Genomic DNA, 20433 nt, shown 5'->3' with positions numbered 1-20433 from the left:
TCTGAGTTCAAGCACGCGAAGGACGGGACATGGACATCAGGCCGCTTTTCCTCGATCGCCACGACGACACGATGCACATCACCTCCCTCGCCTGCCCGCCGGGTGTGCGGGTCGACGGCGAGCTGGACCACCGGGGCATGGTCACGGTGATGGCGGCGCTGTCCGCCGTGCGGCGAGACGACGGGCCCCCCAGCCTCGATCTGGGCGGCCTCAGTTTCATCGACGTGGAGAGCCTGCGCTCCCTGGAGACCGCGCAGGGAAACGGTCTCGTGCAGATCGTCTCGGTGTCCAGATGGCTGCACCGGGTCCTCATCCGCACAGGCTGGCCCACACTCGGGCCTTACGCGGTCGACATCGGTGCGGTGCCCAGTGAATCCGGCGTCAAGGAGAGCGTGGCCCCCTGAGATGATCAGCCGGTACGTTTCCTCGCCGCGGCGATGAGGTCGGTCATCCCCGCTCTGTTGTCGATCAGTTCCTGGGAGACGGAGGACAGCGTCCGGTTGTGGTCGCGGGCGTATTTGCGCAGGACGGCGAAAGCCTCGCCGACATCGATCCGGGCGCGCTCGGCGAGCATGCCCTTGGCCTGTTCGAGCAGAATCCGGCTGTTGAGCGCGAAATGGAGCTGCTCGGTGACCACTTGGTGCTCGCGCAGTGTGCGCTCGTTCAGGATGCCGATCGTGGCCACATCGGCGAGCGCCTGCGCCACGGTGGTGGTGTCCTCCGGCAGCTCACGGGGAGCGGCGTTGAACAGGCCGATCGCGCCGAGCACCTGGTCGCGCAGCCGCAGCGGGAAGGCGTGCACGGCGGAGAAGCCGAGTTCGCGCGCGGCGGCCGAGAACCTCGGCCACTGCGACGGGTCGACCGACAGGTCGGCGCAGGTCACCTCAGTGCCACTGCGGTAGCAGTCGAGACAGGGGCCCTCCTCCTCCTGCAACTGGAACAGTTCCAGCAGGCGCACCTCCTCGCTGGAGGCGGCCACCAGCGTGAGAGTCCCGCGTGGATCGGCCAGGAGGATCCCGGCGGCGTCCACATCGAAGATCTCGACGGCCCGTTCGGCCAGCGACTGCAGGAAGTCGATGACGTCGAAACCGGCCACCAGGGTGTCGGCCAGTTCGACGAAGACCTGTGCCGTTCTTCGGTAGAGCATCTCTGTCACCTGCCTCAGTCCTCACTCTCTCCATTGGGCGCTCCATTGGGCGCTCCATTGGGCGTCCACGGTTCCATCCGCAGCGTCCGCGCCACCACGTCCTGCGCCACCTCACGCAGGCTGCGGCCCGCGACGTAGGCGTGGGCGCGGAGCCGGACGAAAGCGGTGGTCAGGTCGGCGTCGATCTGCGCGGCGACCATGCCGGTCGCCTGGTGCACCTCCGCCCACCGTTCCACCTGCCCGAGCTGCAGGTCCGTCGGCCCGGCGTCGGGGTTGACGAGCTGATGGGTCTGGATCAGCAGGGCGGCGTCGGCGAAGATCATCGCGTCCCCGATCTCATCGGGCGTCAGCAGCCGGGTGTCGGCATGGCTGATCTCCAGCACGCCACACGCGATCGCCCCGAGGAGCAACGGGAAGACGTGCACCGACCGGATACCCGCCTCGACGGCCGCCGGTGCGAGGACCGGCCACCGGACGGCGGCCTCCGGACTGCCCAGATCAGGCACCAGGACCGTGCGCCGGTCGGTCAGCGCGGCCAGGGCCGGCCCCTCGCCCAGGGTGATCTGAAGGTCGGCGAGCCGGTGAGCGGCCGGGCCCGTCACGGAGACCGGCTCGTACACCGCCAGGTCTCCGGTGAGGGCGATCGTCACCCCCGTGGCGCCGAACGCGTCGGCGCACGCGTGACAGATGGTGTCGATGGAGATCGGCAGGCCGTCCGCGCGGGCATGGGCGTAGATCAGCCCCCATACTCGCTCCGCCCGCTGCTGTTCCATCGGCCTCCGCTGCCTGCCATGCCACTGATCTCGACGTATTCACGTATCTCGACGTATTCACGTAAACGGCCCGGGTCAGGTGGCGGCGGTTTGCAGGGGCTCGGCGGCGGCGGCGTGGCCGCCCTCGCTCTCCCAGTCACGGCCCGGCGTGCCCTCGTCCGGAGCCGGGGGTCGCAGGATGTCGGCGGGACGGACGCCGGTCGTTCCCGCGGCGGCGAGCGCGAGCGCGGCGGCGGCCGGGTCGTGCGGCGTGTCCGCGGGGATCACGAGCAGGGTGATGGGCCCGATCCCCGCGAAGCTCAGGATGATCAGGTCGGGGTCACCACTGAGGAACCAGCCGACTCTGACCTCGCGGCCGGCGGCCGGGACGCGGTGCGGAATGTGGTCCCACGCCTCCTGATACAGGCCCACGCGCAGGACCGGCCTGCCGGCCCGCAGGTCGACGGCGGAGATGAGACCGGGCAGTTCGGCCGTGGCGTCCCGGGTGCCGGGCCACCACGCGCCGTCGACGGTACCCGTCCGGTCGAGGAGCGGATTCAGGCTGATCCTGGGTTCGGAGAGGAGCGTGTTCGTCATCGTCGCCTGTGCCTGTCGGGCCCTGACCACGGGCCGGAAGCGTCCATCGCCGCGGGTGGCGCCAACCCTGATTGCCAACGCGCGAAATATCCTCGGTAATTTATTGTACGTCTATTTCGCACGCCAAAGAGATAAAAACCGGGTGCCGAATATCGAATTCGGCGATAAATGAGCCGGAAATTGCTTTTTCCGGCCGATCAGCGTGGTTCGGTGGTCGCCGGGAAGACGGGTTCCAGCCAGCCGAGCCGGTCGGCCAGGCGCCGGGCGCTGTTGATGACGGTGGCGATGTGGGGAGAGAGATTTCCCTCGTGCCACAGCAGCGACCAGGAGTAGTGCGTGGCCGGTTCGGTCAGGGGCCGCCAGCTGGTGCCCGGCCGGTTGGAGGTGCGGAAGGAGGAGGGCACGCAGTAGACGCAGCGGCGCTGGAGGACGAGATCGGCGGCGGCCCGCGAGCTCTCGACGGTGCCCTCGTAGATGGTGGGAGTGAACCCGGCCGAACGGCACAGCGCGACGACGAACTGGTTGAGCTCGGGGGTCTGCGCCTCTTCGCCGATCAGCAGGAGTTCGCCGGAGAGGTCGGCCACGGGAACGGCGTCGAGGCCGGCGAAGCGATGGTCGTCGGACACCAGCACGCCGAGCAGATCGAGCCTGATGAGCTCGGACCTCACCCCTGCCGGGGTGTGGGAGGCGGGTCCGACGGCGATGTCCAGCCGGCCGTCGGCCAGTTGCCGATATTGCTCGGGGGTGCCCGCCTCGACCTGGTGAATCGTGATTCCGGGATGGCTGTGCCGGAGTTCGCGCAGGATCTGCGGCATCGAGTCGTAGCCGGCGTCGATGATGCCGACGCGCAGCGTGGGGGCGGGGCCGACCGCGCCGCGCGCGGCCTGGCCGGCCCGGCTCACGTGGTCGAGGATCTGACGCGCCTCGATGAGGAAGGCCGCCCCCGCCGGGGTCAGGTCGACGTGGTGCGTGCTGCGATCCAGCAACCGCACCCCCAGCTCACGCTCCAGCCGCTGGATCTGCTGGCTCAACGCGGACTGGACGATGTGCTCACGCGCAGCCGCCCGGCCGAAATGCAACTCTTCGGCCAGTGTCACGAAATAGCGCAGCTGGCGTAGTTCCATGGCGCCAGTATTTCCCGCCCCGACGGGACTCATTCGGTCAGTCCGCGGCAGAGGCCCGTTCCGGCGACCGACCGGCACGACGGCGCTGGACCCGCTGGCGGTCGGGCCAGTGCACGTTGCTCGCCCAGCCGAACCGCTCGAACAGGCCGATCATCGCGGCGGACGGGTCGATCTGGTGGCGATCGACGCCGTGCCGGGCGCAGGCGGGCTCACTGTGGTGGCCGTTGTGCCAGCTCTCGCCGAAGGACAGCAGGGCCAGCGGCCACAGGTTCGTCGACCGGTCGTGGCGGCGGGTCTTGAACGGCCTGTTGCCGATCACATGGCACAGGGAGTTGACGCTCCAGGTGACGTGCTGCAGCAACGCGGCCCGGATCAGCCCGGCCCACAGGAAAGCGGTGAGGCCGCCGAACAGCGTGCCGGTGATCGCCCACCCCGCCGCGAAGGGCAGCGCCAGCGACAGCACGCACAGCGCGGGGAAGAAGCGGGCGACCTTGACCATGGCCGGATCGGCCAGCAGGTCCGGAGCGTAGCGCTCGGCCGGGGTCGAGTCCTTGACGAACAGCCAGCCCAGGTGAGCGTGGGCGAGCCCCCGCAGCTGCCCGCGGAGACCGGTGCCGTACCGGTAGGGAGAGTGCGGGTCGCCCGGCCGGTCGGTGAAGGCGTGATGGCGGCGATGCACCGCCACCCAGTCGATCACGTTTCCCTGGAAGCCCATCGACCCGGCGATCGCCAGCGTCACACGCAGCCACGGCCGGGCGGTGAACGACGAGTGGGTGAGCAGCCGGTGGTAGCCGACCGTCACCCCCAGCCCGGTCACCACATAGAGAGCCGTGGCGAGCAGGAGATCGGTGAGCGTGACTCCCCGCCCCCACGCCAGGAAGATCGCGGCACCGAGGGCGGCGAACGGCACGATCACGATCGCGGCCGTCACCCACACCTGGGTCCGTCCGGCCAGGTCGTGGTCCTCCGCCTCGGGGAAGGGCGACGCGCCGTCGTAGTCCTGACGGCGTTCCGCCGCCAGGTTGTCGATGGTCATAGATTAACTTTCGTCTCGTTCATACCGTCCGGCAGTGCACGTAGCACCACCGCCAAGTCGACTCGGGTTCCAGGGCGCCGACCACCGGATGGTCGGTCTCCTGGTAGTGAGCGCGTGCGTGGCCGCCCGGCGAATCGTCGGAACAGGCCACCCACCCGCAGGTCAGGCACACCAGCAAGCCCACCCAGGTCCTGCCCTGAGCTAGGCATTCCTCGCATTTGGGCGGTCCGCGCCGCGCGGCCGGAAGCTGATGGACGTGATCGCAGCGCGGAGCCTGACCGTTCAGGCCGGCGCGATCGGTCGCATTCGTCCCATGCGTGTGCAGGGTCACGACGACCCCCTCACGGTGACAGCGGCGCAAGCTGCGCCGACTGGTCACCCACCAGTCAAGGTGCTCAGCGGGCAGAGGGAAACAGGCGGTCCGAGCTAGCCTCATCACCCGCCGTGATGGCCGAATGTACGCGTTGCGGGTGAAGCGGTGGCCACCCCTTGATCGACCGGGGGGAATAACCCGGGCGCGATCAACAAGGGCCGCCGTGCCGAGAAAGGCGATCACCGCCGCATGACCGTCGCGAACACCCTCGGGTACGCCGCCAGGTCGCTGGCCGAGGTCGGCCGATGGCTGTCCACGCCGTTGTCGCCCGGAGACTACCTGAGCCTGCTGGATCCGCTCTGGCCGGCCGGCGAACTTCGCGGCCGGGTCGAGGGCGTTCAGCCGGAGACGGCCGACGCGGTCACCCTGGTGATCCGCCCCAGCCGGGGCTGGCGGGCGCACCGCCCCGGTCAATGGGTCCGGATCGGCGTCGACGTCCAGGGGCGGCGCCATTGGCGGACCTACTCGCTGTCCTCTCCCCCGCACCGGCCGGACGGCCGCATCACGATCACGGTCAAGGCCGACCCGGGTGGGCTCGTCTCCCCTCACCTGGCCCGGCGCACCCCGCCGGGGACGATCGTCAGGCTGGCCGGGCCGGAGGGCGTGTTCGTCATCCCGGAGCCGGCGCCGCCGCGCCTGCTGTTCCTGACCGCCGGCAGCGGCATCACCCCCGTGATGGCCATGCTGAGCAGCCTGCTGGTGGACGAAATCGCGATGCCGCCGGATGTGGTGCTGATCCACTCCGCGCCCACATCACAGGACGTCATCTTCGGCGACCGGCTCCGGCTGCTGGCCGCGCGGTCACCGTACATAGAACTGCATGAACGGCACACGCGGAGCGTGGGACGGCTCGCGCCGGCGGACCTGGCCGCCCTCTGCCCCGACTGGACGGAGCGCGCCGTCTGGGCCTGCGGGCCGGCCGGAATGCTCGACCGACTCGCGGCCGAATGGCCCGGCCCGGCGGAGAACCTGCACATCGAACGCTTCACCGAGCCCTTCCGCCCGGCTGCCGGCGCGGCAGGCGGGCGCGTGCGGTTCGCCACGACCGGCCGGGAGACCGACGCCGACGGCTCGACGCCGCTGCTGACCGCAGGCGAGGACGCGGGAGTCCTCATGCCCAGCGGCTGCCGCATGGGCATCTGCCACAGCTGCGTGGCGCCCCTGCGCTCCGGCCGGGTCCGCGACCTGCGCACCGGCCTGATCCACGGCGAACCCGGCGACCTGATCCAGACCTGCGTGTCGGCCGCCGCCGGCCCCGTCGAACTGGAGCTCTGAGAGGAACCACATGACCGGCACATCGCATCTCACCGAGGCCGACATCGACGAGTTCGGCCGAGAACTGGACAAGATCCGGGAGGAGGTACTGGGCGATCTCGGCGACCGCGACGCCCGCTACATCCGCGGCGTCATCGCCGCCCAGCGCATGCTGGAACTGGGCGGCCGGGTGGTGCTGCTGGCCGGTTGGCTGCCGCCCGCCTGGATCGCCGGGACGGCGGCGCTGTCCGCCGCGAAGATCCTGGAGAACATGGAGATCGGCCACAACGTCCTGCACGGGCAGTGGGACTGGATGCGCGACCCGGAGATCCACTCCACCACCTGGGAGTGGGACATCGTCTGCCCGGCCGAGATGTGGAAGCACTCGCACAACTTCGTCCACCACACCTGGACCAACGTGCTCGGCAAGGACAGGGACATCGGCTACTCGGCGCTGCGCGTCACCCCCGAGCAGGACTGGCACCCGCTCCACCTCGCCCAGCCCTTCTACAACGTGCTGCTGGCGCTGTTCTTCGAATACGGCATCGCGATCTACGACCTCGAACTCGAACGCGTCCCGTCCGGGGAGAAGAGCCCGGCGGAGATCCTGCCCCAGCTGCGCATGCTCGCCCGCAAGGCACGACGCCAGGCCGTCAAGGACTATGTCGCCTTCCCGCTGCTGGCCGGACCGGCCTTCCTGCCCGCCCTGCTGGCCAACCTGACCGCGAACACGACCCGCAACGTGTGGGCGCACGCCATCATCTTCTGCGGCCACTTCCCCGACGGAGCCGAGTACTTCACCGAGGACCGCCTCGACGGCGAAACCCGGGGCGAATGGTATCTCCGCCAGCTTCTCGGCTCCTGCAACATCGACGGCGGCCGCCTGTTCCACATCATGAGCGGCAACCTGGGCCACCAGATCGAGCACCACCTGTTCCCCGACCTGCCCAGCAACCGCTACGCCGAGATCGCCCCCCGGGTCCGGGCCCTGTGCGACCGATACGGCCTGGCCTACACCTCCGGCTCCCTGACCCGGCAGGTGGGCTCGGTGTGGAAGCGCGTCCTGCGACTGGCGCTGCCAGGCTGAGCCCGGAGGAGCGCCGGTCCAGGGGAGCGTCTGGACCGGCGCTCCGGAGGCTGATTCACACCCTGGTCCAGCGCTGGTTGGCGCTACCATTGCAGGTGGCGACGGTCACCGTGCTGGAGTTGGCCGTCCCGCTCACCGCCAGGCACAGGTTGCCGGCCCCGTTGGTGACGGTGCCGTTGCTGTTGAAGTTCCACTGCTGGTTGGTGTTGGTGTGGCAGTCCCACAACTGCACGCGGGTTCCCGAACCGGCTCCTGTCGGGGCGTCCAGACACTTGCCGAGGATCTGCAACTGGCGGCCGGAGGTGTGAGTGAACCGCTGGTTGGGGTTGGTGTGGCAGTTGTAGATCTGGAACAGCGTCCCGTTCGCGCTGGCGCTGTTCGGGGAGTCCACACACCGGCCCGCACCCTCGTTACGCAGCCGGAACGCCGTCGCGGGACTGGGCGACGGGCTGGGGCTGGCGCTGGGCGACGGGCTCGGAGACGGGGAAGGGGACGGCGACGGTCCGGTGCCGATGACCACGGTGGTGAGGGAGCGTGGCCTGAGGGTGACGGCTCCGCCCGTCACCGTAGTGGGCGTCAGGGAGTTGGTGTTGTCGGTGACGTACGCGCTGGCCGCGCCCGCGATGCCGTCCCAGGCGACGGCCGAGGAGCCGGTGTTGAGCACCTCGATCACCTTCGTGCCGTCGGGGTTGCGGAACGCCGAGGCCCGCAGGGCCGAGTCGCTCGACGACGCGCCGATCCTGACCGCGCCCGGCCGGATGAAGCGGCTGTACGCCGCCATCGCCCACAGCCGCTTGGACACCTGGTAGGTCCGCGCCGTGTCGTTGATCTGGATGAACGCCTGGGTGTCGCCGCGCGAGCCGCCGAGCCAGAAGAGGTAGGCGCTGACGTTGCCCGTGGTGAGCGCCGTGTGGATGGCTGAGGCGATGGTGAATCCGTCGCGGCCGCTGCCGTCGTCCCAGTTCACGGTCCAGGCGCCGGCGCTGGGGCCCCACTCCGACATCCAGGTGGGCTTGTTCCCGGGCTGCGGGCCGGTGATCGGGCTGGCGTACGTGTGGCCGGTGTAGGTCGACACGTAGCGGCGGGCGTCCGCGTCGGCCTCGATGGCGCTGGTGTACGACCTGGCCTGGTCCCACCCGAAGGCGTCACAACAGGCGATCTTCACGTCTCCGGCCATCGGGCCGAGGACCTTGGCGAACGCCACCGCCTGCGCGGGGGTGAACCGCATCGACTCGTAGCTGGCGGTGTAGTCGGGCTCGTTGAGGAAGCCCAGATCCGTGATCTTGATGCCTTCTTGCTCGTAGAACTTCGTGTACTGCATCAGGTATCGGGCGTAGGCCGCCCGCCACTCGGGCCGGAGGGTGCCGCCGTTGTCGGCGCTCCCGTTGTCCTTCATGTAACCGGGGGCGCTCCAGGCGTTGGCGTAGAAACGCCGCACGCCGTACGACTGGGCGACCTTGGCGACCCAGACCTGGGCGCCGTCGTCACCGTCCCACACATACCTCGGCGTGGCGTCGGGGCCACCCGGATCCTGCGGCTGGATGGAGACCATCTTGTCGTACGGCACGCCCGCCGGTGAGGCGCCGATGCCGAGGCGCAGGATGCTGAGCCCCGCCCCGGTGCTGCGGTCGAACCACAGCCGGAAGATGTCGTTCTGCTGCGTCGTCGAAAGGCCGCGCAGCAGTTCGCCTCGCCGGAACGCCGTGGAGATGCCGAAGCCGTCGATCTCCTGATGCTGAACGCTCTCCGACACGGTGATGACCGGCGCGGCCGCGGTCGCCCCGCTCACCAGTGACGTGCCGAGTAGCGCGGACGCCATGAGGACTCGTATCACGATCTCTCCTCAGATCAAGCTGGTCAGGATCGGCGGCTCCGGCCGGTCCAGGCGGGGTTCGTCTGGACCGGCACGGGTGTCGCTGCTGGTTGGGGGTTATGCGCGGGTCCAGCGCTGGTTGGCGCTGCCGTTGCAGGAGGCGACGGTCACGGTGCTGGAGTTGGCCGTCCCGGTCACCGCCAGGCACAGGTTGCCGGCGGCGCTGGTGACGGTGCCGTTGCTGTTGAAGTTCCACTGCTGGTTGCTGTTGGTGTGGCAGTCCCAGAGCTGGACTCGGGTGCCGGATCCGGCGTTCGTCGGGGAGTCCAGGCACTTGCCGAGGATCTGCAACTGCCTACCGGAGGTGTGGGTGAACCGCTGGTTGGGGTTGGTGTGGCAGTCGTAGATCTGGAACAGCGTGCCGTTCGCCGTGGCGCTGTTCGGCGAGTCCACGCACCGGCCCGCACCCTCGTTACGCAGCCGGAACGTCGTCGAAGGAGACGGCGAAGGCGAAGGGCTGGCGCTGGGTGAAGGGCTGGGTGAGGGGCTGGGCGACGGGCTCGGGTTGGGCACCGCCGCGTTGAGTTCGTTCAGGACCGCTGTGTAGGCGGCCTTCTTGTTGCCGTTGTTGTCGAACAGCAGGGGTGAGTCGCCGGACCGCCAGGAGTCCTGGTCGCGGACGCCCCACACGGTGATGCCGACGCAGCGGGCCACGTTCACGCAGGCCCGGGTGACGTTGGCGTAGGAGGTGGCCGAGGCGCCGGCGATGTCGAGTTCGGTGATGGCCACGTCCACGCCCAGGTCGGCGAAGTTCTGCAGGGTGGTCTGGAAGTTGGCCGGCACCGGGTTGCCGCTGTTGAAGTGGCCCTGGAAGCCGACGCAGTCGATCGGCACGCCCCGGCTCTTGAAGTCCTGGACCAGCCGGTACATGGCCTGGGTCTTGGCCGCGCTCCAGTTCTCGACGTTGTAGTCGTTGTAGCAGAGCTTGACGTTCGGGTCGGCGGCCCGCGCGGTGCGGAAGGCGACCTCGATCCAGTCGTTGCCGGTGTTCTGGAGGTTGGAACTGCGCCGTCCGCCGCCGCTTCCGTCGGCGAAGGCCTCGTTGACGACGTCCCAGTGCACGAGATTGCCCCGGTAGTGCGCCATGACACCGTTGATGTGGCGGATCATCGACTGGCGCAGGGTGCTGCCCGACTGGCTCTCCATCCACGCCGGCTGCTGGGAGTGCCAGGCCAGGGTGTGGCCACGCACCCGCTTGCCGTTCTGGACGGCCCAGTTGTAGATCTGGTCACCGGCGCCGAAGCTGAACTGGTTGGGGTTGGGCTCGGTGGCGTTGATCTTCATCTCGTTCTCGGCGGTGACCGAGTTGAACTCACGGCTGGCGATCGTCGTGTACGCCGGCTGGCTCAGCTTGCCGCCACTGATCGCGACGCCGAAGTAACGCCCGCTGCGGGCGGCGGCTGCTCCCAGGGTGGTGCCGGGACCGGGCGGCGGGCTGGTGCTCGGGCTGGGGCTCGGGCTCGGGCTGGGGCTCGGGCTGGGGCTCGGGGACGGCGAAGGCGAGGGAGACGGCGAGGGAGACGGGGACGGCGACGGGTTTCCGGGGAGGCCGAACGAGTAGAAGGTCGTGCTTGTCGTGCCGCCGCGTGAGTAGCCGTTGCCCCAGTAGAGCTTGCCGCCGACGATCGCCGGGCCCGCGTTGGAGGAGCCCTGGCCCTGGTACTCCCACAGCACCTGGCCGTTGTCGGCGTTGAGCGCGTACATCCAGTTGTTCATCGAGCCGACGTACACGACGCCGTTGGCGTAGGTGGCCGGGCCGATCGAGCGGCCGCCGCGCGGTTCGGCGACCTGCCAGAGGATTTGGCCGGTGGCCACGTCCAGCGCGCCGAACGAACTGTAGGTGATCGTCTGCCCGTTGGGCAGGGTGTGCGTGAGGTTGCCGGCGTTGCTGGAGGTGAAGAAGATGCGCCGGCCATCATTGGCGGTGCCCCACTCGATGCCGCCCTGGGTCGAGCCGGGGCCGATCGAGGCGCTCCAGATGACCGCCCCGGTGGCCGCGTCGAGCATCCAGAACTCGCCACTCTTCTGGCCCGCGCCGACCGCGCGCCGAGTAGTGCCGTTCGGACCGGGGATGTCGAACAGGTGGGTGCCGTCACTCGTGTCGTGGTCGGGACCGGGGTTCGGGCAGTTGTTCGGCGGATAGCCCGGCAGGCAGCCGAAGTTCCACTCGTCGAAACGGGCCGGCCCGGAGTTCCACTTGATCGCGCCGGTGGTCAGGTCCATCGCGACGATGGAGTCCTTGGCGTTCCACGAGGGCAGGCACTGCTGCGGGGTTCCGCCGTTGGCCTGGCACTGCGCCGCGCTCTGCGGGATGGAGTAGTTCTGCCCGGTGCCGACGAAGATCGTGTTGGTGGCGGGGTCGATGCTCGGGGTGCTCCCCCAGACCGACGCGCCGCTGAAGATGTCACCGCCCGGCCCCTGGTCCGGCAGCATGAACGTCTTCCACAGCCGGGCGCCGGTGGTGGCGTCGAACGCCACGAGGCTGCCCCGGAAGGTGCAGCAGTCGTACCCGGCGTTGGAGGCCTGGCTGAACTCCAGGGAGGAGACGCCCTGGTAGAGGACGCCGTTGTGGTAGACCGCCCCGCCGGTGAGCACGGCGTCGGCGTGGGTGTCGGTGGCGACGTTCCACCGCAGGTCACCGTTGGTGGTGTTGATCGCCAGCAGCCTGGCGCCGGTCTGGGTGCCGATGTAGACGGTGTCGCCGACCACGACGGGGTGGGTGCGGGCGACCACGGTGCCGGTGCCGCCCACATACGACGCGACCGACCGCGACCAGATCACCTGCCCCGTGCTCGCGTTCACCTTGTGGACGTATCCGCCCCAGTCGGGGAAGTAGGCGGCGCCGTCGACCACGGCGGGCGTCGCGGAGACCGGACCCCTGGTCGTGTACGACCAGTTGAGCCTCAGACCGGGCACCGTCGACGGGCTGAGGACGGTCTCGGTCGGGTTGGACCGGCTGTTGCCGATGTTCTGGCCGCCCATCGACCACTGGGGATCGTCGGCGGCGCCCGCGGGCTGGGCGACGACCACCGCGAAGGTGGCGGCCGCGCACGCCATCGCGACGGCGGACGCGGTGATCAACCGTCGTAGGAGACGTGGTCTTTCGGTCGGGGAGATGGTCTTTCGCATTTCGGTTCCTCCGCAGGAACGAAGGTGAAACGGGCATGGTGGACCGCGCCCCCGCGCGGAAGGGACGCGCCGGCCCAGGGGGCCTGGACCGGCGCGGATGTGGGAGCCGGTCCGGGTCAGGCCCTGGTCCAGCGTTGGTTGGCGCTGCCGTTGCAACTGGCGACGGTCACCGTGCTGGAGTTGGCCGTGCCGGTCACCGCCAGGCACAGGTTGTTGGCGCCGTTGGTGACGGTGCCGTTGCTGTTGAAGTTCCACTGCTGGTTGGTGTTGGTGTGGCAGTCCCACAGCTGGACGCGGGTCCCGGATCCGGCGTTGGTCGGGGAGTCCAGGCACTTGCCGAGGATCTGGAGCTGCCTACCGGAGGTGTGGGTGAACCGCTGGTTCGGGTTGGTGTGGCAGTCGTAGATCTGGAACAGCGTCCCGTTCGCGCTGGCGCTGTTCGGGGAGTCCACACACCGCCCCGCACCCTCGTTGCGCAGCCGGAACGTCGTCGAAGGAGAGGTGGAGGGAGACGGCGAAGGGCTGGCGCTGGGCGACGCGGACGGGCTGGGTGATGGAGACGGGCCGTCGTCAGGCGCGACCGCTCGTCCGGTGGAGGCCGAGATCATGCCGGCGCACATGTTGCGGCTGGTCAGGGTCTGGGCGATCTGCGGGATCGCGGCGACCGTGGTCGCGTACTGGTCGTGCATCAGGATGATCTGGCCGTTCTGCAGGCCGCCCGCGCGCTGGGCGATCTGGGCGGTGGAGGCGCCGTTCCAGTCCTGGGAGTCGACGTCCCAGATGATCTCCCGGAGACCCAGCTGCTGCTGGACCGCCTTCAGCGTGGCGTTGGTCTCGCCGTACGGCGGGCGGAACAGCGTCGGAGCCGTTCCGGTGGCCTGCTGGATGGCGGTCTGGGTCCGCTGGATCTCCGACTGCATCTGCGACTGGCTCATGCTGGTCATGTGCGGGTGCGTGTAGCTGTGGTTGGCGATCCACATCCCGGCGTCGCGCTGCGCGCGTACCAGCGCCTGGTTGTTCTGGGCGTTCTGGCCGACGTTGAACATCGTGGCCCGCAGGCCGTTCTGCCGTAACGCGTTCAGCAGGGTGGTGGTGTTGCCCGCGTTCGGCCCGTCGTCGTAGGTCAGGCCGACGTATCCGCCACTGCAGTTCGCGGCGCCGGCCGGGGTGGACAGGACCACGGCGAGGCTCGCGCTGAGGACGCCCAGGGCGGCGATGACCAGGGCTTTTCTGATGGCTGACGGGCGCTTGCGGCGTCCGCCGTCCGGGTCGGTGTTGTCGATCATTTCGATTCCTCACTGCTCCACGGTGTGGATCCTGCGGTCAGGCCCTGGTCCAGCGCTGGTTGGCGCTGCCGTTACAGCTGGCGACGGTCACCGTGCTGGAGTTGGCCGTCCCGCTCACCGCCAGGCACAGGTTGTTGGCCCCGTTGGTGACGGTGCCGTCGGAGTTGAAGTTCCACTGCTGGTTGGTGTTGGTGTGGCAGTCCCACAACTGCACGCGGGTGCCCGAGCCGGCACCGGTCGGGGCGTCCAGGCACTTGCCGAGGATCTGCAACTGGCGGCCCGAGGTGTGGGTGAACCGCTGGTTCGGGTTGGTGTGGCAGTCGTAGATCTGGAACAGCGTGCCGTTCGCCGAAGCGCTGTTCGGCGAGTCCACACACCGGCCCGCACCCTCGTTGCGCAGCCGGAACGTCGTCGAAGGAGACGGCGAGGGGGACGGCGAAGGCGAGGGGCTGGCGCTGGGCGACGGGCTCGGCGACGGGGAGCCGCTCGGTGAGGGGGTCGGCGTCGGGGAGGGGTCGCCGTCGGTGAGGGTGGGGGTCGTCCAGTCGCGCCAGCTGGCCAGGTTGCCGGTCGTGTTGGCGTGCATGTTGATCGAGCCGGTGTAGCTGCCGGTCTTGACCAGGAACTTCTGGATGTTGGACCGGAGCGGGGTCGTCCACTCGGAGCGGTTGGCGCAGTGGCTGCCGTTGGTGACGTTGGAGTGGTAGGTGATGTTGGCGCCCGCGCCGAGGGCCTTGTAGACCTCGGCGCCGCCCAGCGCGGCCACGGCGGCCGAGCGCGGGCCCAGGTTGGCGATGTGCGGGTTGTCCATGATGAACAGGCCGCGCGGCGCGATCATGGCCACCGCCTGGTGGGTGTCGACCGGCAGCCGGTTCGGGTTGCTGGTGAAGGAGCCGAACGCGTCGCCCAGCCACGGCTGCTCGCCGTAGGCCGACGACAGGCTCTGCGCGCCCTCGCCGGGGATGCCGCGGAAGATCGGGACGCCGGCGCTGCCGGACTCGATCGGCATGGTCAGGGCGATGCGCTGGTCGAACACGCCGACCACGAACGCGCCCTTGCCGAAGCGGGAGCAGCCGGTGACGCCGACGTCGGCGCGCAGGACGTTGCCGCCGTTCGACTCGATGACGTCGATGATGCGGGAGACGCCCCAGGCCCAGGCGGCCAGCAGGCCGGTGCTGCTGGTGTTGCCGTAGATGCTGTAGAAGGCGCCCTGCTTGTTGTTGCGCGGGGTCCCCTCGCGGCCGACGACGTAGGGGTCGTAGTTGATGGTGGCCGCGCCGGCCGCCCGGATCGCGGCGGTGTCGGCGCCGAATCCGCCCAGCACGACCACGACGGGGAACGGTCCGGTGCCGCTGGGGAGCTGCACACTGGCCGAGAAGCTGGAGCTTCTGCCGTTGTGGTTGACGTTCACCGTGATGTTGGAGCTGGAGACGGTTCCGGTGACGGTCTGCGGCTTGCCGGGCTTCTCGCCGTAGACGAACTTCTCGGCCAGCCGCTTGGTCTCCTCGCGCTGGCAGCGCCAGTCGGCCTTGCTGGTGATGCGGGTGCCGTTCAGCCTCTTGAAGGGGTCGGGCAGCCGGGAGTTGGTGGGCAGGGCTCCCTGGTCGGGCAGGGTGGGCACGGTGCAGTCCGCGCCCTCGTTCTCGACTCCGACGGCCGCGGTGGCCTGGGTGGTGCCCAGTGCCACCGCTCCGACGGCCGCGAGCGTCGTCGCCGCCGTCAGCGCGACGATCGCCGAACGGATCTTGAACCGGCCCAATCTGATGATCACTAGATCGTTCCTTCCGGGTGGGGGGTGGGAGCGACAAGAGGTGTCGCTGACGTCCGCGTGGGGCGAGATCCGGTGGAGAGCGTCGTACCGCTCCGACGCTCACAGTCGGCGATCTCTGTCGGTGGGCCGGAGCAAACCCGACACGTGCGAATCCGGTCAAGAGGTGACTGATCGCCCGATTCGCTCGACCCCGCCGACGCCTGCCGCAAGCTGCGGGAGCGTTCCCGAAGCTCGCACTCCGGAGGCCCACGGCCCTGAATCATTCAGTCGGGAGGTGCTTCGAAAACTTTCGGAGAAAGGCTCCTATCGCGTTCCACTCCAGGACTCGATCACTTGAGCCGAAAGTTCTCGTGACATATATGCAGGTGAATTACCTGACCAAATCCTTAAAGGATGCAACTTTCAGGAAACTCGTGAAATATTTCGTGGCAACGATCTCGTGAGGGAACTCTTGGAGACCCGCTCCGTTTGACTTACCGGGTGTCCGTCAGGCCGTGAATCTCCGTCGAACCTCGGCGATCATGGAGCGGCTGTTCAGCAGGAGCGCCCCGGCCAGCACCGAGACCAGCAGCGTCAGCAGCGCCTCGGAGCCGATCAGCGTGACGCAGCCCGCCACGACCAGAAGGCTGAGGTTGCCCAGCGTGACCCGGAACGAGCCGCTCAGGAAATAGGCCGCGAGGCGGGCGACGTCCCGGGTGCGGAACTCGAAGAGGGACACGATCACCAGGGCGTTGGCCGCCCACAGGATCGCCGCCACCGCGATGACGACCGACAACACCGCCCACCAGGTCGGCACGCCGGCGGCCCCGAAGTGCGCGAGGCCGGTCGCGATGACGGTCAGCCATCCCAGCCACGGAACCCACAGCTTCAGGGCCCCGCGGACGTTGAGTCGGTAACCGCGCCAGAACATCGCCATCGGATGAAGATCGGCGAGGTCAGGGCGCCGATGATGCAATGCGTAGAGCGCGGCGGACAGTGCCGGACCGACCGGGATCAGGCAGGCCCCTGCCAGCGGGACGTTGGCGGGGTCACGGTCGAGCAGCACCAGGGCGACGAGGCCGGGCACCGTGGTGAGCAGGAACAGCGCCTCGACCACCATCAGGGTGTAGATCAGCGCGCACGCGCGGGCCAGAGGTCCTTGGCCGAACCGGGTTCCGGTCGTCGTGTCGGTCACTCGGGTCAGCCGTGCTGCTTCTTGTAGCGCTCGTAGGCGGCGTTCACCATGTCGATGTACGCCTTGCTGTTCTGCGCCTCCAGCTCCTTGACGTAGGCGTCCCACTCGCCGAGGTCGCGGTTGCCGAGGATGAACTTGAGCGTGTTCTGGGTGACGTGGTCCTTCAGCGGCGTCTCCCAGAGCGTGGCCTGCTCACGCTCGGCGTCCGTCAGCGGGTGGGGCGGCTCGACCGGCAGGGCGGTGCGGGCGTTCATGGTCTTCTGGAACGCCACCTCCTCCTCGGAGAAGGTCGACTGGAGCAGTTCGGTGCTGCCGCCGTAGGCGAACACGCCGTTGGAGAAGCCGAAGTCCTTCTGCAGGTGCTTGGGCGCACCGGGGTTGAGCCCGATGAAGTCGACGTCCGACGCCGGCTTGTACTTGCCCGACCCGTCCTTGGTGGTGGTCACGCCATCGATCCCCCACTTGGCGAAGGCCTGGCCCGCGTCGGAGTACCAGAGCCAGTCGATGAACTGCATCATGGCGACGAAGTTCTTGCTGTCCAGGGCCTTCTTGGAGATCATGATGCCGTTCTCCAGGCGGGTCTTCGGGTCGGGCTTGATGGGTCCCATCGGCCCGATGGGCACCGGGATCTTGACGAGCTTGGCCCTGGGATTGGCCTCGGCCAGCGGCGGCCGATACTCGTTGACCAGCGTCTGCGCGTTCGTGCTGATCACGAACGACTTGCCGGACGCCAGTTTCTGGATCGCCATGTCGTCGGGCTGGGTGAAGCTCTCCGGGTCCAGCAGCTTCTCCGCCACCAGCGTGTGGAGGTAGGTCAGGGCCTGCTTGTACTGCTCCATCGCCCCGGTGAAGGCGAACTTCTGGGCTTTGGGGTCCCAGGTCGCGTTCTGGTAGGCCCAGCCTCCGGGGGCGCCGAACTGCGAACCGAGGACCCTGAGCAGCGCGCCGCCGGGGGTGGGCACGCCCCATCGGTCGGACATGGGGTACTGGTCCGGGTACTTGGCCTTCATCGCCTTGAGGACGGTGTGCAGTTCGTCCCAGGTGGTGGGGATCTCCAGGCCGAGCTCTTCGAGGATGTCGGTTCGCATGGCCAGGGAGTATTCGACCCAGTAGCCCTCGTGGAGGCCGGGGAGCAGGTAGAAGCGGCCGTCCGACTGGCGGAGCGTGTCGAGGTCGGGCCCCAGGTTCCACTTGGCGACCTTGTCCTTGAAGTTCGGCATCAGGTCGAGGTAGTCGCTGACCGGCAGGATCGCTCCGGAGGCGACGAACGAGGTCTCCTGGCCGGGATAGGTCTTGGGGATGATGAGCGGGGCGTCGCCGGCGCCGATCATCAGGCTGCGCTTGCTCTCGTAGTCGCTGAGCGGCACCACGCTCGGCACGAGCGTCGTGTTGGTCCGCTTGGTGAGCTCCGACCAGAACAGCCAGTCGTTCTTGATCGGATAGAACGAGTGGTTGTTGTACAGCAGGGAGAAGGACACCGGTGCGGTGGCCGCGAACTGGGTGCCGACCGCGAAGTTCGCCATCGCGCCGTCGCGCTTGGCCGATAAGTCGTCGCCCTTCTTCTCCGGCTCGTCGGTGCCACAGCCGGCCAGCGCCAGAGCCGTGCCGATGGTGATCAGCGCCGTGCGGCGGTTCATCTGATACATGGGGGATGCCTTTCCTCAGGAGGGGGTGGGGCCTATCCCTTGACGGCGCCGAGCGTGACTCCGGAGACGAAGAAGCGCTGGACGAAGGGGTAGATCAGGACGATGGGCAGGAGGGTGAGCACGATCGTCACCGACTTGATGTTGGCGGCGACGGTCATGTTGGTCGCGTCGGCGCCGACGGACGTCGCGGACGTGGCGCCGGCGATCAGGTTGCGCAGGTAGACGGTCACCGGGAACAGGTCCGACTGGGTCATGTAGAGGAAGGCGGAGAACCAGGAGTTCCAGAACGCGACGGCGTAGAACAGCACCATCGCCGCGAGCACCGCCTTGGACAGCGGCAGCACGATGCGCAGCAGGATGCCGTAGGTGTTCATGCCGTCGATAGCGGCGGCTTCCTCCAGCTCGGCCGGCAGTCCCTCGAAGAACGCCTTCATGACCAGGAGGTTGAAGACGCTGATGGCGTTGGGCAGGACGATCGCCCAGATGCTGTCCTTCAAGCCCAGGCTGGAGATCAGGATGTAGTTCGGGATGAGGCCGCCGGAGAAGAACATGGTGAAGACGGCGACCCAGATCAGGGCCTTGCGGCCCTTGAGTTTCGGCTTGGAAAGCACATAGGCGTAGCAGGTGGTCAGGATGATCGCGATCAACGTGGCCACGACCGTGTAGACGACGGTGTTGCGGTAGTTGATCCAGAACGTGGGGTCGGAGGCCACGTACTGGTAGGTCTGGAAGGTGAAGCCGCGCGGGATGAGGTTGACCGAACCTGAGCGGATGGCGTTCTCGTCGCTCAGCGACCGCGCGATGATGTTGATCACGGGGTAGAGGGTGACGATCACGACGCCGGTGAGGATGACGGCGTTCAGTCCCTGGAACAGGCGGTAGCCCCTGGTCCGATCCACCGTCACCACAGGCTCGTCCCCACCGATCGCCGGGAGATCAGGTTCGCCGTCAGGACCAGGACCAGCCCGATCAGGGCCTCGAGTAACCCGATCGCCGCGGCGTAGCTGAAGTTGTTGGAGACCACGCCCATGCGGTAGAGGTACGTGGAGATCACGTCGGCGGTCGGATAGGTCAGCGGGTTGTAGAGCAGCAGGACCTTCTCGAACCCGACCGCCATGAACGCGCCGATGTTCAGGATGAGCAGGGTGACCGCGGTCGGCCGGATGCCGGGCAGTGTCACGTGCCAGGTCTGCCGCCAGCGGCCGGCGCCGTCCATGCGGGCGGCCTCGTACAGCTGGTCGTCGATGGTCGTGAGCGCGGCGAGGTAGAGGATCGTGCCCCAGCCGACGGTCTGCCACATCTCCGAGGAGACGTAGATCGTCCGGAACCAGCCCGGTTCCTGCATGAACGCGACGGCGTCCCCGCCCACCGCGCGGACGATCTGGTTCACCGGCCCGTCGACCGACAGCATCTCCATGATCAGACCGGCCACGACCACCATCGACAGGAAGTGCGGCAGGTAGGAGACCGACTGCACGAACCGCTTGAAGCGCCGCATCCGCACCTCGTTGATCAGCAGCGCGAGCACGATCGGCATCGGGAAGCAGAACAGCAGCGTCAGCCCGCCGAGGACCAGCGTGTTGGTGAACACCCGCCAGAACGTCGGATCGCTCAGGAACATCTGGACGTACCGCAGCCCCGCCCATTCCTCGCCCAGCACGCTGCCGCCGGGCTCGAACTTCCGGAAGGCGATGACGTTGCCGATCATCGGCAGGTACCGGAATATCGCGAAGAACAGCAACGGGAGAACGGCCAGCGAGTAGAGCTGCCAGTCACGGCGCAGCGCCTGCCGCCAGGTGGGCCCGGCGCGGGGCCTGCCCGCAGGAGGAGCCTTCCGGCGATCTTGAGTGTCGGACGGGGCGTCGACCGTCCCGGTGGCACTCATGTGCGCACCGGCTGGGGTGCTTTCTGGCCTGTCATGCCCGTCCCTTCGGCCGACGGCGGTGCCGCCCGACGCCGTCCACGGAAGGCATCAGGGCTCACGAGGGGAAAGAAACTTTCCATCAGTCCCCTTAATATTGCGGAAATATAAGCGGGGGAAGTGGGTGCGTCAAGAGCGCTGTCAACTGCCGATTCACCCGAAAGTGCCACTGTCGTGGGGGTGAAGCAGATCTCAAATACATCGATTGAGTGCTATTGGATTCGAAATATTTCAGCCTGTCGAGCCGGACCGGTCCACCCGCC

18 protein-coding genes are annotated in these 20433 nt (G+C 68.3%); 4 read left to right on the top strand and 14 right to left on the bottom strand.

Annotated elements, in window-relative coordinates; translation table 11 throughout:
* Window positions 1-29: 29 nt before the first annotated feature.
* On the top strand, window positions 30-404 hold the full coding sequence (locus AW272_RS19455) for an STAS domain-containing protein (protein ID WP_066367068.1): 375 nt from the start codon (window positions 30-32) through the stop codon (window positions 402-404).
* A gap of 5 nt (window positions 405-409) precedes the next feature.
* On the opposite strand, the gene AW272_RS19450 is transcribed toward AW272_RS19455, so the two are convergent.
* From AW272_RS19450 to AW272_RS19440, 3 genes are all read right to left on the bottom strand, one after another.
* Complete coding sequence (locus AW272_RS19450; protein WP_066367067.1) at window positions 410-1147, bottom strand: GAF and ANTAR domain-containing protein; 738 nt, start codon at window positions 1145-1147, stop codon at window positions 410-412.
* A gap of 14 nt (window positions 1148-1161) precedes the next feature.
* Window positions 1162-1920, bottom strand: a complete 759-nt coding sequence (locus AW272_RS19445) for an ANTAR domain-containing protein (protein WP_066367066.1) — start codon at window positions 1918-1920, stop codon at window positions 1162-1164.
* A 75-nt stretch (window positions 1921-1995) separates the two neighbouring features.
* Window positions 1996-2496, bottom strand: a complete 501-nt coding sequence (locus AW272_RS19440; RefSeq protein WP_157518655.1) for a DUF5994 family protein — start codon at window positions 2494-2496, stop codon at window positions 1996-1998.
* On the opposite strand from AW272_RS19440, the gene AW272_RS42145 reads away from it, so the two are divergent.
* Window positions 2486-2668, top strand: coding sequence for a hypothetical protein (locus AW272_RS42145; protein WP_157518654.1), 183 nt, complete (start codon window positions 2486-2488; stop codon window positions 2666-2668). The two genes, AW272_RS19440 and AW272_RS42145, sit on opposite strands and share 11 nt — an antisense overlap.
* Before the next feature lie 25 nt (window positions 2669-2693).
* On the opposite strand, the gene AW272_RS19435 is transcribed toward AW272_RS42145, so the two are convergent.
* The 3 genes from AW272_RS19435 to AW272_RS40710 are packed head-to-tail and all read right to left on the bottom strand — an operon-like array spanning window position 2694 to window position 5092.
* Window positions 2694-3620 carry a LysR family transcriptional regulator gene (locus tag AW272_RS19435; protein ID WP_066367064.1) on the bottom strand — a complete coding sequence of 309 codons (927 nt, stop codon included), beginning with the start codon at window positions 3618-3620 and terminating at the stop codon, window positions 2694-2696.
* A 37-nt stretch (window positions 3621-3657) separates the two neighbouring features.
* Window positions 3658-4656, bottom strand: coding sequence for an acyl-CoA desaturase (locus AW272_RS19430; protein ID WP_066367060.1), 999 nt, complete (start codon window positions 4654-4656; stop codon window positions 3658-3660).
* A 19-nt stretch (window positions 4657-4675) separates the two neighbouring features.
* Window positions 4676-5092: a UBP-type zinc finger domain-containing protein gene (locus AW272_RS40710; protein ID WP_083958476.1), complete on the bottom strand. Its 417-nt coding sequence runs from the start codon at window positions 5090-5092 to the stop codon at window positions 4676-4678.
* Between the two features lie 126 nt (window positions 5093-5218).
* Here AW272_RS40710 and AW272_RS19425 point away from each other — a divergent pair, with 126 nt between their 5' ends.
* Window positions 5219-6304, top strand: coding sequence for a ferredoxin reductase (locus AW272_RS19425; RefSeq protein WP_066367058.1), 1086 nt, complete (start codon window positions 5219-5221; stop codon window positions 6302-6304).
* Between the two features lie 10 nt (window positions 6305-6314).
* On the top strand, window positions 6315-7370 hold the full coding sequence (locus AW272_RS19420) for a fatty acid desaturase family protein (protein ID WP_066367056.1): 1056 nt from the start codon (window positions 6315-6317) through the stop codon (window positions 7368-7370).
* A 55-nt stretch (window positions 7371-7425) separates the two neighbouring features.
* Here AW272_RS19420 and AW272_RS19415 read toward each other — a convergent pair whose 3' ends face one another.
* The 8 genes from AW272_RS19415 to AW272_RS19380 form a co-directional block, all read right to left on the bottom strand.
* The gene (locus tag AW272_RS19415) at window positions 7426-9204 is read right to left on the bottom strand and encodes a ricin-type beta-trefoil lectin domain protein (protein ID WP_169807574.1); all 1779 of its coding nucleotides are present in this window, start codon (window positions 9202-9204) and stop codon (window positions 7426-7428) included.
* Between the two features lie 96 nt (window positions 9205-9300).
* On the bottom strand, window positions 9301-12372 hold the full coding sequence (locus AW272_RS19410; protein ID WP_083958475.1) for an endo-1,4-beta-xylanase: 3072 nt from the start codon (window positions 12370-12372) through the stop codon (window positions 9301-9303).
* A 116-nt stretch (window positions 12373-12488) separates the two neighbouring features.
* The gene (locus AW272_RS44185; RefSeq protein WP_218010959.1) at window positions 12489-13658 is read right to left on the bottom strand and encodes a polysaccharide deacetylase family protein; all 1170 of its coding nucleotides are present in this window, start codon (window positions 13656-13658) and stop codon (window positions 12489-12491) included.
* A gap of 37 nt (window positions 13659-13695) precedes the next feature.
* Window positions 13696-15429 (bottom strand): RICIN domain-containing protein, encoded by a 1734-nt coding sequence (locus AW272_RS44180; RefSeq protein WP_083958474.1) that lies wholly within the window; start codon window positions 15427-15429, stop codon window positions 13696-13698.
* A 487-nt stretch (window positions 15430-15916) separates the two neighbouring features.
* Window positions 15917-16603 carry a YesL family protein gene (locus AW272_RS19395; protein ID WP_066367048.1) on the bottom strand — a complete coding sequence of 229 codons (687 nt, stop codon included), beginning with the start codon at window positions 16601-16603 and terminating at the stop codon, window positions 15917-15919.
* Window positions 16604-16608: 5 nt separating this feature from the next.
* A complete protein-coding gene (locus tag AW272_RS19390) occupies window positions 16609-18240 on the bottom strand; it encodes an ABC transporter substrate-binding protein (RefSeq protein WP_245657627.1) in 1632 nt (543 codons plus the stop codon).
* Window positions 18241-18281: 41 nt separating this feature from the next.
* Window positions 18282-19154 carry a carbohydrate ABC transporter permease gene (locus AW272_RS19385; RefSeq protein WP_083958527.1) on the bottom strand — a complete coding sequence of 291 codons (873 nt, stop codon included), beginning with the start codon at window positions 19152-19154 and terminating at the stop codon, window positions 18282-18284.
* Window positions 19151-20134, bottom strand: coding sequence for an ABC transporter permease (locus AW272_RS19380; RefSeq protein ID WP_066367036.1), 984 nt, complete (start codon window positions 20132-20134; stop codon window positions 19151-19153). Before AW272_RS19380 ends, AW272_RS19385 begins: the two co-directional genes overlap by 4 nt.
* Window positions 20135-20433: the final 299 nt, after the last annotated feature.

The sequence above is a fragment of the Herbidospora mongoliensis genome, assembly GCF_001570545.1.
GTDB classification, from domain to species: domain Bacteria; phylum Actinomycetota; class Actinomycetes; order Streptosporangiales; family Streptosporangiaceae; genus Herbidospora; species Herbidospora mongoliensis.
Note: the sequence above shows the minus strand (reverse complement) of the source record. Positions and strands in the feature narration are given on the sequence as shown.

Coding starts and splice junctions, on each gene's coding strand:
- AW272_RS19455 (WP_066367068.1), top strand. CDS start 30: ATGGACATCAGGCCGCTTTTCCTCGATCGCCACGACGACACGATGCAC.
- AW272_RS19450 (WP_066367067.1), bottom strand. CDS start 1,147: ATGCTCTACCGAAGAACGGCACAGGTCTTCGTCGAACTGGCCGACACC.
- AW272_RS19445 (WP_066367066.1), bottom strand. CDS start 1,920: ATGGAACAGCAGCGGGCGGAGCGAGTATGGGGGCTGATCTACGCCCAT.
- AW272_RS19440 (WP_157518655.1), bottom strand. CDS start 2,496: ATGACGAACACGCTCCTCTCCGAACCCAGGATCAGCCTGAATCCGCTC.
- AW272_RS19435 (WP_066367064.1), bottom strand. CDS start 3,620: ATGGAACTACGCCAGCTGCGCTATTTCGTGACACTGGCCGAAGAGTTG.
- AW272_RS19430 (WP_066367060.1), bottom strand. CDS start 4,656: ATGACCATCGACAACCTGGCGGCGGAACGCCGTCAGGACTACGACGGC.
- AW272_RS40710 (WP_083958476.1), bottom strand. CDS start 5,092: ATGAGGCTAGCTCGGACCGCCTGTTTCCCTCTGCCCGCTGAGCACCTT.
- AW272_RS19425 (WP_066367058.1), top strand. CDS start 5,219: ATGACCGTCGCGAACACCCTCGGGTACGCCGCCAGGTCGCTGGCCGAG.
- AW272_RS19420 (WP_066367056.1), top strand. CDS start 6,315: ATGACCGGCACATCGCATCTCACCGAGGCCGACATCGACGAGTTCGGC.
- AW272_RS19410 (WP_083958475.1), bottom strand. CDS start 12,372: ATGCGAAAGACCATCTCCCCGACCGAAAGACCACGTCTCCTACGACGG.
- AW272_RS44185 (WP_218010959.1), bottom strand. CDS start 13,658: ATGATCGACAACACCGACCCGGACGGCGGACGCCGCAAGCGCCCGTCA.
- AW272_RS19390 (WP_245657627.1), bottom strand. CDS start 18,240: ATGAACCGCCGCACGGCGCTGATCACCATCGGCACGGCTCTGGCGCTG.
- AW272_RS19380 (WP_066367036.1), bottom strand. CDS start 20,134: ATGAGTGCCACCGGGACGGTCGACGCCCCGTCCGACACTCAAGATCGC.